Genomic DNA, 14,029 nt, shown 5'->3' with positions numbered 1-14,029 from the left:
AAACTCAACCTTGGGGGATATATGCAAATGGCTTGCAATATGCTATACTGTTTACCCTCCGAATATAAGTAATAATCCTGAGTAACGAGGAATATTTGGGCAATGTCTGCTAACAAGACAGGCTTACTGTTAAATTGGTTGATAGCGATCGCAGTGATATTTGTGCTGTTATTGACTGTGATTTTCTTTACATTGTCAAATATTCGGCAATTATCAATTCCACAACAAATACAATATGGAATTCAAGCCTTAGGAACCTTAGCAATGATTTTTTTAGGCTTGGCATTGTTGGTGAATGCATATTATGGAGCCAAGCGTGCCCAAGCTTTAGAAAAAAGTGCGATCGCGGCTGAAAAAAACATCGAACTAGCAATTCAAAATGCTAAACTCTCCCAAGAGCGGTTAACAGCCGAACGCTTTATGACAGCTATTGCCCAGCTAGGGCATGAGAAAAGTGAAACCCGTACAGGAGCAATTTATGCTCTGGAAAGAGTCGCCCAGGAATTTCCTAGAGAACATTGGACAATTATAGAAATTCTCACTGCTTTTGTGCGCGAAAATGCACCTATCCATCACCACGAACTCATGCGTGAGGAAAACGTTGCACCTCTAGATTTTGATAAGTACAAAAAAGACAATCATCGCACACCACAAATTGAAGTAAATACCCCATACGAATTACCCAAAATCCGCACCGATATTCAAGTAGCCTTGACAGTCATTGGTAGGCGTAATTATTTGGAAGATAGAGAAAACCAAAAAATCAACTTACGCAATACAGATATTAGACAAGCCGACTTACAAGGAGCTAACTTAGAAAATTTTGATTTACGGGGGTGTGACTTATCTGGTGCAGATTTGCGCGGTGCGGTTTTAGTTGGTGCGGATATGGCTGGAGCTAAACTTTTTGGCGCAATTTTGTATGAAGCTAATTTACTTAAAGCTAATTTACGGGGAGCAAATCTGGCTTGGGCTAACTTAAATCGCGCTAATTTGTCTAGTGCTAACCTGCGGGGTGCTAACCTCACAAGCGCAAGTCTGCGTGCAGCTAACTTGCAAGGAGCCAACCTGTATAAAGCGAATTTACAACAAGCTACCTTAAAAGTTGCCAATCTCTCCGCCGCCAAGTTATTTCTAGCTAACTTGCAAGGTGCAAAGTTGGGTAAAGCTAACTTACAGCTAACAGGGTTAATTGGCGCAAACCTCCAAGGCGCTAACTTAAATGGAGCCAATCTTCAAGGCGCTAACTTAAATGCAGCAAAACTGCAACAAACAGAAATTTACTTTGCTAACCTTTCCGAAGCTAGCTTGGCTGAGGCTGACTTACATCAAGCCAACCTGATAGGCGCTAACCTTTCTCAAGCCGTTCTCTATGAAGCTAATCTCCACGGCGCAAATTTGATGGGTGCTAACCTCTTCGAGACAAACTTTTGTGATGTCAAATTAGCCGGAGCGATTTTGACAGGGGTGAAGAATTTAGAATTACAACAAATTACAACAGCTTTAGGCGATCGCACAACTCGCCTACCGGATGATGTAGAAGCGCCTACACATTGGCGGCAATCTAGTTAAAGTCAAAATAAATAATTTATGCCAAGTTTTTGGCATATTTTTGCTGTTATTGGCTATTTTAGCGATCGCACTTGTTGCTGCATCGCAAAATTTATGCTGATTTTGTAATTCGCAGTTTATTGTTGCATAATTCATAACTGTAGACCTGATGACGAGCTAAATTTACAGATTTCATGAATGCGATCGCACAACTAAGTCTACAGAGGATATGCAAATTTTATCCCATATATGGTATTTATGAATCAATACGGTTCAGTTAGCATCAAAAACCTGAAAAGATGTAGGTTGGGTTGAGGAACGAAACCCAACAAAGCCCCTTTAATGTTGGGTTTCGCTATCGCTCTACCCAACCTACTAGCGCGGCAAGCTTAATTTGTTGGGTTGAATAATCAGAGACTATATTTATTATTGGTAGATTTTCTAGATTGTTTGAACCCAACTTTTTAACCTTGTCACGCTACTACAATTATTCTTAACTGAACCGTATTGATTTATGAATAATCTGAATCGGCAAACCCTCAATAATAGCTTCTGAAAATTTGTAGGGTTTTTGATTGCGCCTAATTACAGTAATTATTATGGTGCTAAGTAAATCCATAGAGATTTTTAGGCGAACAAATTTATTGATTAATTAAGTCAGTGTATTTACTGTACTAAAAGGGATCAACAAATAATAGTATGGATAAGCCAAATTACATAAAAATTCAGCAATGAAGACTCCTGATACGTCTTTATTCAATATAGATAGACTTAATACTTGGTATATATATACTCCTGCTATATTATTTCTGGGCATATCTTTAATTATTAGCGCTTTGGCGATTTTTCCGGCATTTTCCATCACTCAAGAAATTGCCATATTTCTGCAAATAATCACTTTAATTTCTCTGGTGGCTTGGGGCATAGTACTTAGCATTCATACGTACTATACCTCAAAACTTTCTTTAGCAATCGGTCAGACTGTATTATCAAAAACCTTTTCCGAAATTATGGAGCGTAAGCAAATCATCAACAGCCAGGTAATTTCTCCACCAGTAAATCCAGAAGAATTAATTGCCAAACGATTTTCAGAAGCGATCGCACATTTAGGTAGCAGTCAAATAGAAACACGTTTTGCTGCAATTTATGTTTTAGAAAGAATTGCCAGAGATTGTCCAAAATATCATTGGACAATTATGGAAATCCTCGCTGCTTTTATCCGCGAAAATTCCCCGATAAATGCTGATATTGAAGAAAATTTAGCGAAAAAAATCCCTACAGATATTCAAACAGCCTTGACTGTCATTGGCAGACGCAATACATTAAACGATTTGGCAAATCATAAATTAGATTTACGCGATATTGATATCAGTGGCGCTGATTTAATGGACGCTAACTTAGGTGGAGCCATATTAATTGGAGCCAATTTACAATGGGTAAATTTGATTGGAGCCAATCTATCAAGCGCCAACTTAGCAGACGCCAATCTTTGTGGAGCAGTTCTTTACGAAGCTAACTTGAGAAAAGCAACACTCACAGAAGCAAATTTACAAGAAGCAGTTTTGCGAAAAGTGAATTTATCTAAGGCTGTAATGTGCGAAGCGGATTTGCAAGGCGCAATGTTGTATGATGCTGACTTGCAAGATGCGATACTTGAAAATGCTAATTTAGAAGCAGCTATTCTTTGCGATACTAACCTAGAAGGAGCAAATTTAGAAGGAAGTAACCTTTTTGGCGCAAATTTGATTGGGAGTAACTTGCAAGGCGCAAAAATGATTGGTGCCAATTTAGAAGGTGTATTGTTCAGTACAGCTAATCTACAACAAGCTAACCTCTATGAGGCTAACTTAGAACAAGCCAATTTCTATGAAGCCAATCTAGAGCAAACAATCCTCACTGGTACGAACTTAAATCAGGCTATTCTCCAGAAAGCGAGAGTTTTTGGCGCAGATATGACAAGATGTGAAAATTTAGAATCACAACAGCTAGAGTTAGCTTTTGGCGATCGCACTACTCTTTTACCAGAAAACCTAACAATACCTGAAAATTGGTGTCCTAATATAGCTGATATTTCGCTTTTTGAAACTGAAACTTAATCAAAAAGCCTAATTCTTTAGCTGCATCATCAATTAATCCCACGTTTACCTTGCAGGTAAGGCGTGGGATTAATTTTGATAGGTAAATCGGTAATTGCACCAAACTATGTACTTTACGTAAATAGGGAGCATCCCAAATGTGCAAAAACGCCCTCACCCTATAAGGGTGGGGCTAGAAATACGAAGCCTGCCTTCGCAGGCTAAAAGTTTGATAGCCTGCGAAGGCAGGCTTTGTTGGTATAGCAATACCCTTCTAGGGTATTGCGTCAAAATTGGGATGCTCCCCGTAAATAGGCTTGAACCCCTTACGAATTACCAATGACAAATGACAAATGACTAATGACTAATGACTAATGACTAATGACACTTAATATCTTGTGCCTGAACCCGTGACTTGATTAGGATCTTGATAAGCGCGAGGAGTTTTGCGATTACGCGCTAAACCCGCTAAACCTGCCAAACCTAGCAATCCTAACCAACCCCAATCATTACCGCGATCGCTTCTGACATCACTGGTTCCTCGCAACGAAGGGTTACCTGTAGTCGTACCTGTCGAGTCAGTACCTGTAGTGCCTGTACCACTAGTACCCGTACCTGTCGAGTCAGTACCTGTAGTGCCTGTACCACTAGTACCTGTGCCTGTACCACCAAAATCTGTAGTACCTGTACCTGTAGTACCTGTGCCTGTACCACCAAAATCTGTAGTACCTGTACCTGTAGAACCTGTACCCGTAGTACCACCAGTACCTGTAGAACCTGTACCTGTGCTACCACTACCGCCAATACCTGTAGAACCTGTGCCACTAGTGCCCGTACCAGTTGTACCGCCACTGCCTGTACCTGTAGTACCAGTTCCGCCGAAATCTGTAGTACCTGTACCTGTAGTGCCTGTACCTGTTGTACCACTACTACCAGTACCTGTAGTACCAGTACCAGTTGTACCAGTGCCAGTAGTGCCTGTACCTGTAGTGCCTGTACCTGTTGTACCACTACCACCAGTGCCTGTAGTGCCTGTACCTGTAGTTCCTGTGCCACTAGTACCAGTGCCAGTTGTACCAGTGCCAGTAGTGCCTGTGCCAGTAGTGCCTGTACCACTAGTACCCGTAGTGCCTGTACCACCAGTACTGCCACCAGAGGAACCACTACCACCAGAAGAACCGGATTGAGCAGAAACTGATATAGATAAGGGTACAGCAACAAAACTGAGAGCAAAGATACCAGCCAAAACAAATTTGGATAAATTCAAAGGCCTCATGATTATTTTTCCTTATAGGCTCTAGATTTTTGTGGTTAATAGATTGCCAACAACGCCGTTAACGACTCAATCTGTTACTAAACTCAGTCTTGGTAAGCACCACACATTAATACCTTGCCCGATTGTGGCAAAAGTCGAAAAACATGGAAATATATGGGATTAAGAAAAAGCCTCAGCAGTTTTCAGGCATATTTAAACAACATGAAGATTCTCGCTAGATTCATAATTATCTTCATCTTCTGAAAAATTTGTGTTTTGAGTATGAGCTTGGCGAATGCTGATTGCATCAGCTTTATAGATACAGATAGATACAGTAATTCTTTACCCTCGTAAAAACCCCCACGACGGTTTGCTATACGTCGAGGTAACTTTGACTAAGAATAACTTTTGCTTTTTTGATAAACGTCTACCATAGGATTAAAACTCTTTCTATCCAAAGTATTAGCCTGTCATCAATACCAGATTTTCTTACCGTTAGATATATCTTTTCTGCCGCATCTTGAATATTTATCAGTGATAGGAGTACAGTTGTTCATATAACTGTTTACATTGCTTGAAACTTATATATAAAGTAATTAATTGCCATTGATGAAATTTGTTGTTGTTAGTTTTGATTGTTATAAATAAAATTAAGCTGTAAATCAATCTCTAATAAAGGTTTTCCCAATATATGAATTTATCTTATTCCAAATAATTTAAAAACTTATTAAATTACATCTTATTACAGATATAGAAAACAGAAATTAAGTTATATATTTTTAGTTATTGCGGTTAAAATTGCTCTTTTAAAACACTCACCTTTAAGATTTGAGAATTTTCATATACCAGTATGACCATAGTTCCTAGCAATCATCTACCTCAAACTGTTATATCTCCAGAGAACTTAGCCCATCAGCGTCTTGCTGCTCAAAGAATGCAAGATGTTAACCTTTTATTACAAAATTTAGCTAATAGTGAAGAAGCAACTATTAAGCTGATTATTGATTGTTTATATGATATTGGCTCAGTTAACTTAATTAACCGCAGGTTGCGCTTTCGTCCTTTAAACCGGACAATCAAATTAATTGCCAGAGTGTCTAAACCTGTATTCAGAGTAATTGCATGGCATTGGTTCCAAAAAAATTGTCCGCAGTTAATTACTGACTGGCTAGAAACAAAAATTGCTTTTGAAGATCCCACAAATTTACCGCAAGAAATCGCTGTAGAAACTTCACCAGCTAACCCATATTCTCAGCTAGAAGTAGAGCGCATGAACCGAGAAATCAACTATTTACGTCAGCAAGTGAGATGGCTAGCTGGGTTTTGTATTGTGGCGCTGTCTGCGTTAGGCGTTACAGTCACTGCACTTACCCGCAATCCAGATGCACCATTGCAAAGTACACAGCAAATTCAATCACAGATCCATCCTTAAAGCCAATACGGTTCAGTTAGCGTCAAAAAACTGATTTGGCGTAGGTTGGGTTGAGGAACGAAACCCAACATTTTCGGCGCTTTGTTGGGTTTCACTTCGTTCAACCCAACCTACATTTATCCATAACTGAACCGTATTGTCCTTAAAGCGATCGCTCTTTGTGTTTACGCGCGATCGTCCTTCATGCTGATAAGCTAAAGTGGCAAATGATTGTGCATCTAGCTTCAGCCTTCACCAACCTCACCCTTGAAGGGTGAGGATTGTCTAAACCAATTTAGGCAACGCAAGAGGTGAATACCGCATTGAGACACAGGTTGGTACGCACTTCCAGATACTTCCCTAGTCTGGACTATCTGCAAGCCTAATTGGTTAGGTGCTGTTAGACAGGACATCTTATCTGTGTTGCGGGAAGGGACTTAAACGGGTTTTGCTGGTTTCCTGGGCTTATCGCCATTTAAAAACCAGTCCCCGTAAGGGGCTTGTAAAGCCGTCCTTATAGGACGGGGTTTCTACCCATTTTTCTGATGAAAGCAGTCTTAATGACAGCAGCCGGAAGCCCTGACGTGCTGCAAATACAACAAGTGACAAACCCTGCTGTTCCTGTCGGAGATACTGAACTTTTAATACGCTTGGTAGCAGCTGGTATAAATCCTATCGATACAAAACTGCGTCAACGCGGTACATTCTACCCCGAACAAATGCCCGCCATTCTCGGATGTGATGGTGCAGGTGTTGTAGAAGCCGTTGGTGCTGGGGTACAGCGCTTTCGCCCAGGCGATGCAGTCTATTTTTGCTATGGCGGTTTAGGCGGACATCAAGGTAATTATGCGGAATATACTATTGTTGATGAGCTATTTGTAGCACATAAACCTGCTTCCGTATCTTTTGCAGAAGCCGCAGCCGCACCTTTAGTACTCATCACCGCTTGGGAAGCTTTATATGAAAGGGGACGTTTAGAACCCAAAGAAAACGTATTAATTCACGCTGGTGCTGGTGGCGTCGGCCATGTCGCCATTCAATTAGCTAAACTCAAAGGTGCGAATGTCGCCACTACTGTCAGTTCTCAAGAGAAAGCGAACTTTGTCAAACAATTAGGTGCTGACGAAGTAATATTTTATCAACAAACTGACTTTGTACAAGCCGCTTTAGATTGGACTGGTGGCGAAGGTGTAGACTTAGCCTTTGATACTATTGGCGGCGAAACCTTTCACAAAACCTTCCCCGCAGTGCGTGTATATGGCGATATTGTGACAATCTTAGAACCAGATGCCAATACTGTGTGGAAAGCAGCGAGAATGCGTAACCTCCGCATCGGTTTGGAACTGATGTTAACACCGATGTTACAAGGAATGGTGGAAGGATTGCAGCATCACGCCGAAATTCTCCAACAATGCGCAACTTGGATTGATGAAGGTAAGCTAAAAATTCATGTCAGTCACAAATTTCCTTTAGCAGAAGCAGCAAAAGCTCATCAATTACTTGAAAGTGGTTCTATCACAGGTAAAATTGTTCTGCTGATTGGCGATGAATGATTGAAAAACAGTTTGAGTAAGTTATTTGGGAAACGCAAAGGTACGCAAAGGTTATACGCAAAGGTACGCAAAGTATTTTCTCTGCGATCCTCTGCGCTTTTTCCTATGTTTCTTTGCGTTTTATTAATTATTCTATTTTTATTTCCTCTACCAGCTTTTGCAGTTCAAACTTCAATTCAGCGTACACCTTTAACTATGGAGTTATTACAAGAACGGTTAAAGACACCAATACTCCGCGAAGGTAATTTAACCGTAGATTTACGGCAGATGGTGATTGATTTACGTCCAGAAAATGCCAGCTTCCGTGATAATTTTTACCAATTGCTGCGGAAAGAATTACAAAAAAACCGTGCCAATTCTTTAGGTTTAGATCTGAGTTATTCTCTGATTCAGGGGGATTTTCTGGGGAGCGATTTAGGTTTAAGGACTCCCCTTTATGCTCAAGAGATAGCGCCAATTTTTACCCCAACTGAAAAAGAACAATTGGAAAGTTTACGCCTAGTTTGTTTGCAATCTCTCGCTGTTGGTTTACCTAATTCTAAAGATTGCCGTTCGCTTTTAGAGACGCAAGCAGCAGCTAGTGAAATTACAGTATTTCGAGGTTCTTTAACGCTAATACAAACTCGGTTTAATGGTGAAGTTTGGTTTCCTAATATCTTCTTTTTACAATCTGTAGATGCTCAAGGTGCAATTTTTACTCAGCATACACACTGGAATGAAACTCGATTCAGTCGTGATGTCAGCTTTAATGGTGCGATTTTTCGACATTTAAGTAATTTTCAGGAAAGTATTTTTTTTAATAAAGCTAGTTTTAAGCAAGTTCAATTTCAAGAAACTGCTGAATTTCAACATAGTGTATTTTTAGGTGCTGCAAATTTTAAGCTGGCAAATTTTAAACAATTGGCGAAATTTAATGCTGTGCAATGGTTGGGAAGTACGGATTTGTCTGATGTGCATTTTTTCGGACAAGCACAGTTTACTAAAGCAAATTTTGATGGGTTTCTTTTATTAACAGATGCGACATTCGATCAAGCGGTGATTTTTCGCGAAGCCCAATTCGATCAATCGGTGAGTTTGCAAGGTGCTAGTATTCTCAACTTGGCAGATTTTAGCGATGCAAATTTTGCTCAAGATGCTTTTTTAACTGTGGCTGGTTTGAGTTTTAACTCGAATCAAGCCAAGATTTTAGGTAATTCTGGTGAAATTGGTAAGAGATTTTGCGTCCCGACTTTGCAAGGAAATCAGAATGTATTACGTAATTTAGGACAAAATTTCCGTCAGCAACAGCAAATTGCTGATGCTAATCAACTGGAGTATACAAAACAGCGATTGCGACTGCGGGAGTTAAGCCATCGTTTGCTGTCTACAAATATTAATAAGGCTCCTTTAGCTAGTTTAAAGCGATTAGGTTTTACTGCCAAGCAAGCAGAAGCGATCGCTCAACGCCGTCAAGTTAAATTATTTCGTAACAGCAGTGAATTACTGACTTTAGGAGACATTGATTTAGATACCTATAACCAAGTACGCGATCGCTTGATTGTCAGCGAACCTCTATCATTAGGTAGCTGGTTACTCCTAGCTTGGAGTTGGTTAGCGTTAACTTTACTACTGCTACTGAGTGGCTATGGTACAAATATTTGGCTCGCTTTTGGCGTTGGTGGTGTTGCGATCGCCTTTTTTGGCTTAATATTTTGGCTTGTGGATCGCTATCGTCGTCTGCGTCCTACACCAATTATCCCTACATATTACGAAACTATTTCTATATTAGTAAGTTTTACCAGCTTAGAATTTTTCAGCTTATTAGCCATTTTTCGCAGTGCAGAACAACCTTGGCTAACTCTAGGATGTCTGTTAACGATTATTGTCCCCGTACCAGTAATATTACTAATGCGACTGTATCAACAAGGGCGATATCACGACTTATTAGAGGTTTCTTACTTCACAGAAGATGGTACCTTTCGCCAGCTACGATTACTAATTGGACGCTTACCTGTCATTCCCCGAAATCCCACATTCCGCGATCGCTATATGCATCTTTTATGGGATCGGCGCTGGAACTGGCTGAACTATTATGACTTTAGCTTGAATAACTTAGTACGGTTAGGCTTTAACGATATTCGGATGCGAGATGAGCATTTACCGAGCATAATTGCTACACTTGGTTGGTATCAGTGGAGCTTGGGTTTACTGTATATCACCTTAGTACTGTGGACGCTTTCCCGTACCATCCCCGGATTAAACTTGCTGATTTATCTCAAGTGAAATGGTATCACATGGCAAAAATAGCAGGATAAATCTGGTTCTTGGCAGAAAATAACTGATAAAGCTTGGCTAAACCCTAAAAAAGAAAAAATTCAGTTAAAGGTAGGCAAACCCACCTCTAACCGAAATCAAAGCATTTTGTAACCAAATACCAAATTCAATATGACACATGGTTTTGACGTAGATATTACAAACTCATGACAAGATTGCGTCTATCGCCAATCTGTTTAATGATGCTAACTCACCTTTGCTTCCAAAGATTTCAGCAATTCAGTATTCACACCCGATTCACGGGTTAGAGAAATTTTACCAGTGCGGGCTATTTCCCTCAGCCCAAACTTCTGTAGCACCTGCACAATCGCCACCAACTTCCCAGGATCGCCCACTACCTCCAGCGTCAGCGAATCTTCCGCCACATCTACCACTCGCGCCCGAAAAATCTGAGATAATTCGATCACTTCTGAGCGGTTGCTGCTAGTAGCATTCACCTTGACAAGCATCAATTCTCGTTCAACGCAGGGAGTTTCTGTAATATCCTGCACCTTCAGGACATTGACCAGCTTGTATAATTGTTTGGTCAGCTGTTCAATCACGCGATCGTCACCAGGTACCACCATCGTGATTCGGGAAACGCCTCCCTGTTCAGCCGGGCCAACAGCAAGGCTTTCTATATTAAAACCGCGACGGGCAAATAAACTCGAAATGCGGGACAGAACACCCGCCTCATCTTCTACCAGAACTGAAAGGGTATGTTTCATGTTTGCCAACACAGGCTCAGGCTTCATTTGACTAATAAAAACATTAGCTAATGCTTGCCCTACAAGTACTGCCTACTAAATTTCTAAATAAATATGATCTCTAATTTTAAACTTAAGACAGCACTGATTAAACTTTTAGCTTGAGTTTAAATTGCCCACAAATCATCCTGCAAGCATAAACTCCTAACAATACATATCTTTTTACTGGCAGATGTCAACAGTCGCTAAGAATTTTATCCTCAGATTGTAAGCAATTCTGATAGGAGACAAGATTTTATGGGTTGGCTCAAAAGATTATTTGGATTAGAAAAACCACAAAACGCAGAAGTAAACCCTACTCCCCAAGCTGTACCACAAGGTTCTAATGCAACCTTTGCACCAGAAACTACTGCTGGTTCTACTACTACCCAATCTATTCCCCCAGAACGTTTAGGATTAAACGGAGAATACGATCAAAGTGGTTTAGCCAAGCGAGTAGCGCTAGCTTTTGATCAAGATGCTCAACTGGATGATATTAATACCCTGTGGGTTGCTCAAACAGGAGGAACTGTAGTACTCAAAGGTAAAGTACCTAGCCAAGAAATTCTCACTCGCATGGTTTCTGTCGCCCGTTCAGTTAATGGTGCTACAGGTGTGGAAACCAACCAAGTAACCATAGGCTAGTACCGCTATGGGGAAGTCAAAAGTCAAAAGTCAAAAGTCAAAAGCTTAATAAATCAAGGCTTGTGACTGTTTCAAATGGTAGCTTTATTTAGGCCTTGTTGTACTATGGGCTTGATATCAAAACTCAAGTTCTAACTAAAGCAGAATTACTGATTAGGCAAAGTCACAAGCTTTTCACTAGCTTCAAGACATTGATTAATCCAATTTAAAATAGCCTGGTTTACTTCCTCTGGACTTTCATCATGGGGGCAATGACCCACATTTTCTAAGTTGAGTACTTGCAATTTCTCATTGTATTGCGCAAATTGATTAGCAAGTATTGGCGGCACAAATCGGTCTTTTTGTCCCCAAATCAAAAGCATGGGAATTGTTAAATTTGGCAACATAGTCTTGACACTAGGGCTAAAGTTCACACCCATAGCCGCTCTAAATAAGGCGCTAAAAGCACGAGCAGAACCTCTATCTTGTGGCGGCCCGGCTAAAATATCTATTAATTCATCGGTAATCGCTTCTGGATTAGCATAGGCAAGACTAGCCCAACGGCGTAATACACTGGGTTGACGCACAAAATTAAACACAGGTTTTAGCACCATTGGGGAAGCGACGATCTTTTTAATGGTGGTGATAATTGGCATTAAAATCGGTCGCATTGCAGCCGGAATTGCTTCTTGCTCTAATGTAGGGTCAGGCAAGCTCATCATAACTATACCTTGCACCATATCCGGATGAGTGGCGGCAGCAGCTAAAGATATGAGCGAACCATTAGAATTACCAATTAATATGACTGGTTGACGAATAAAAGCTTTCCAAAAGTCATATACCTGTTCTACCCACAATTCTACGCTGTAGTTCGCTGCGGCTTTTTCTGACGCACCAAAACCCAGCATATCTAGAGCATAGACTGTGTGGTGTTCTGCCAATACTTCTAAATTGTGTCGCCAATGACCAATAGAAGCACCAAAGCCATGCAACAAAATTAAAGGTACAGTCTTTTGTTGATTTTGGGCAGAGCGGATATAAGTATAGCGGGTTTGCCAACCTCGCCAAATCCAGTCTCTCTGATTACCAACCCTCTGTTGCCAGTTTATCCCAACTGTCACACCTGCCTCCCGTTTTTGAATTTGGAAATCCTCTTCCTTTCCATCTTAAAAGCCAATACGGTCTACCACTTCTTCTAAGATATAAGGTTGGGCTTACCTTGTGTAAACCCAACAAACCCCTGGAAATGTTGGGTTTCGCAGAGCCTCAACCCAACCTACGCAGATGGATAAGGGAAGAGGGACAAGGAGGACAAGGGAAGGGAGACTAATAACCAATGACTATTGACTATTGACTATTGACCAATGACCAATGACTAATGACCAATGTTAATTTTTGTATAAAATATTACATTTTATTGGTAACCAGGTATTTTATCTGTAATATTGCTATTCTGGAAATATAGTTGTAAAACTAAATGTCAATTAGTTGTTAACTGATTGATACAATACTTAATGCTTGTCTAGGTTGTGTAATTTAGATTAACAATTTTCGAGAAATTCTCTCAGACTGAGTAGAATGACAAATACAGACTAAATCACAACCACCTTATGGATTAGTTAAGCTATAACTGTAAGGCTCATTTTTAAGTCCTCAGCTATTTTAGTACTTTATCCTGAGGCAAATCAATCAAAAACTCAGCCAATCAAAACCAAGCCAAATTCTTAACAAAGAGCTCCCACGAATCATAATGCCTGTGATTGAGAAAAAACGAACTCGCGATCTGCCCCAAATTAACGAACGTATTCGCTTCCCGAAAATTCGTGTTATTGACACTGATGGTGCTCAATTGGGAATTATGCCCCCGCACGAAGCACTTCAGCTAGCTGAAGAAAAAGAGTTAGATTTAGTGCTGCTAAGTGATAAAGCCGATCCGCCAGTTTGCCGGATTATGGACTACGGGAAATACAAGTTTGAACAAGAGAAGAAGGCGCGGGAAGCCCGGAAGAAGCAGCACACAGCTGATGTCAAGGAAGTGAAGATGCGCTACAAAATAGAAGAACACGACTATAATGTGCGCGTCAAACAAGCAGAACGCTTTCTCAAGGATGGGGATAAAGTTAAGGCTACTGTGATGTTCCGGGGTCGGGAAATTCAGCACAGTGACTTAGCAGAAGATTTACTCAAGCGAATGGCGACTGATTTAGAGCCATTTGGCGAGGTGCAACAAGCACCGAAAAAAGAAGGAAGGAACATGATGATGCTGATTTCTCCGAAAAAGTAATGTTCCTTATTCGCTGCCAGAATTGTAAACCTTAATTGAAGACTTAAAGCCGATATCCAAGTCGGCGGAATTTCTGAAAACATGATAGTCCTGAACGCTGAGAGGGAAAAATAATACTCAGTTGTTCAGGACTTTTGCCATTTCTAGGTAAGTTCTGTGACAATCCCTTTTATTTAGGGGCTAGGGGACAAGGGAAGGGGGACAAAATCAATTCAAAATTCAAAATTCACGCATTCAG

At 40.5% G+C, this 14,029-nt stretch carries 10 protein-coding genes; 7 read left to right on the top strand and 3 right to left on the bottom strand.

Annotated features, from left to right (window positions below):
- The first annotated feature begins 102 nt into the window (after positions 1 to 102).
- Together H6G08_RS09680 and H6G08_RS09675 are read left to right on the top strand one after the other, a co-directional pair.
- The gene (locus H6G08_RS09680) at positions 103 to 1,572 is read left to right on the top strand and encodes a pentapeptide repeat-containing protein (protein ID WP_190540985.1); all 1,470 of its coding nucleotides are present in this window, start codon (positions 103 to 105) and stop codon (positions 1,570 to 1,572) included.
- Between the two features lie 710 nt (positions 1,573 to 2,282).
- Entirely contained in the window at positions 2,283 to 3,647 is a 1,365-nt protein-coding gene (locus tag H6G08_RS09675; protein WP_190540983.1) for a pentapeptide repeat-containing protein, read from the top strand.
- Positions 3,648 to 4,014: 367 nt separating this feature from the next.
- On the opposite strand, the gene H6G08_RS37405 is transcribed toward H6G08_RS09675, so the two are convergent.
- On the bottom strand, positions 4,015 to 4,902 hold the full coding sequence (locus tag H6G08_RS37405; RefSeq protein ID WP_190540981.1) for a WGxxGxxG-CTERM domain-containing protein: 888 nt from the start codon (positions 4,900 to 4,902) through the stop codon (positions 4,015 to 4,017).
- An 829-nt stretch (positions 4,903 to 5,731) separates the two neighbouring features.
- Between H6G08_RS37405 and H6G08_RS09665 the strand changes: the two genes are divergently transcribed.
- The 3 genes from H6G08_RS09665 (at position 5,732) to H6G08_RS09655 (ending at position 10,107) form a co-directional block, all read left to right on the top strand.
- Positions 5,732 to 6,313 (top strand): hypothetical protein, encoded by a 582-nt coding sequence (locus tag H6G08_RS09665; RefSeq protein WP_190540978.1) that lies wholly within the window; start codon positions 5,732 to 5,734, stop codon positions 6,311 to 6,313.
- Positions 6,314 to 6,837: 524 nt separating this feature from the next.
- A complete protein-coding gene (locus H6G08_RS09660) occupies positions 6,838 to 7,845 on the top strand; it encodes a zinc-dependent alcohol dehydrogenase family protein (RefSeq protein ID WP_190540975.1) in 1,008 nt (335 codons plus the stop codon).
- A gap of 105 nt (positions 7,846 to 7,950) precedes the next feature.
- Positions 7,951 to 10,107 carry a pentapeptide repeat-containing protein gene (locus tag H6G08_RS09655; RefSeq protein ID WP_190540972.1) on the top strand — a complete coding sequence of 719 codons (2,157 nt, stop codon included), beginning with the start codon at positions 7,951 to 7,953 and terminating at the stop codon, positions 10,105 to 10,107.
- A 236-nt stretch (positions 10,108 to 10,343) separates the two neighbouring features.
- Here H6G08_RS09655 and ilvN read toward each other — a convergent pair whose 3' ends face one another.
- On the bottom strand, positions 10,344 to 10,865 hold the full coding sequence (gene ilvN / locus H6G08_RS09650; RefSeq protein ID WP_096645640.1) for an acetolactate synthase small subunit: 522 nt from the start codon (positions 10,863 to 10,865) through the stop codon (positions 10,344 to 10,346).
- Between the two features lie 276 nt (positions 10,866 to 11,141).
- Between ilvN and H6G08_RS09645 the strand changes: the two genes are divergently transcribed.
- The gene (locus H6G08_RS09645) at positions 11,142 to 11,528 is read left to right on the top strand and encodes a BON domain-containing protein (protein ID WP_190540967.1); all 387 of its coding nucleotides are present in this window, start codon (positions 11,142 to 11,144) and stop codon (positions 11,526 to 11,528) included.
- A gap of 146 nt (positions 11,529 to 11,674) precedes the next feature.
- Here the strand turns inward: H6G08_RS09645 and H6G08_RS09640 are convergent, their stop codons facing one another.
- Entirely contained in the window at positions 11,675 to 12,628 is a 954-nt protein-coding gene (locus H6G08_RS09640) for an alpha/beta fold hydrolase (RefSeq protein WP_190540964.1), read from the bottom strand.
- Between the two features lie 629 nt (positions 12,629 to 13,257).
- Here H6G08_RS09640 and infC point away from each other — a divergent pair.
- Positions 13,258 to 13,791 carry a translation initiation factor IF-3 gene (gene infC, locus H6G08_RS09635; RefSeq protein ID WP_096645637.1) on the top strand — a complete coding sequence of 178 codons (534 nt, stop codon included), beginning with the start codon at positions 13,258 to 13,260 and terminating at the stop codon, positions 13,789 to 13,791.
- Positions 13,792 to 14,029 lie beyond the last annotated feature (238 nt).

It is taken from the genome of Calothrix anomala FACHB-343, from assembly GCF_014696435.1.
In the GTDB taxonomy this organism is placed as follows: domain Bacteria; phylum Cyanobacteriota; class Cyanobacteriia; order Cyanobacteriales; family Nostocaceae; genus Aulosira; species Aulosira anomala_A.
Note: the sequence above shows the minus strand (reverse complement) of the source record. Positions and strands in the feature narration are given on the sequence as shown.

What these genes read in the sequence shown, in the direction of transcription:
- H6G08_RS09655 (WP_190540972.1), top strand. Translation starts at nt 7,951, where the DNA reads ATGTTTCTTTGCGTTTTATTAATTATTCTATTTTTATTTCCTCTACCA.
- H6G08_RS09645 (WP_190540967.1), top strand. Translation starts at nt 11,142, where the DNA reads ATGGGTTGGCTCAAAAGATTATTTGGATTAGAAAAACCACAAAACGCA.
- H6G08_RS09680 (WP_190540985.1), top strand. Translation starts at nt 103, where the DNA reads ATGTCTGCTAACAAGACAGGCTTACTGTTAAATTGGTTGATAGCGATC.
- H6G08_RS09665 (WP_190540978.1), top strand. Translation starts at nt 5,732, where the DNA reads ATGACCATAGTTCCTAGCAATCATCTACCTCAAACTGTTATATCTCCA.
- H6G08_RS09660 (WP_190540975.1), top strand. Translation starts at nt 6,838, where the DNA reads ATGAAAGCAGTCTTAATGACAGCAGCCGGAAGCCCTGACGTGCTGCAA.
- infC (WP_096645637.1), top strand. Translation starts at nt 13,258, where the DNA reads ATGCCTGTGATTGAGAAAAAACGAACTCGCGATCTGCCCCAAATTAAC.
- ilvN (WP_096645640.1), bottom strand. Translation starts at nt 10,865, where the DNA reads ATGAAACATACCCTTTCAGTTCTGGTAGAAGATGAGGCGGGTGTTCTG.
- H6G08_RS37405 (WP_190540981.1), bottom strand. Translation starts at nt 4,902, where the DNA reads ATGAGGCCTTTGAATTTATCCAAATTTGTTTTGGCTGGTATCTTTGCT.
- H6G08_RS09675 (WP_190540983.1), top strand. Translation starts at nt 2,283, where the DNA reads ATGAAGACTCCTGATACGTCTTTATTCAATATAGATAGACTTAATACT.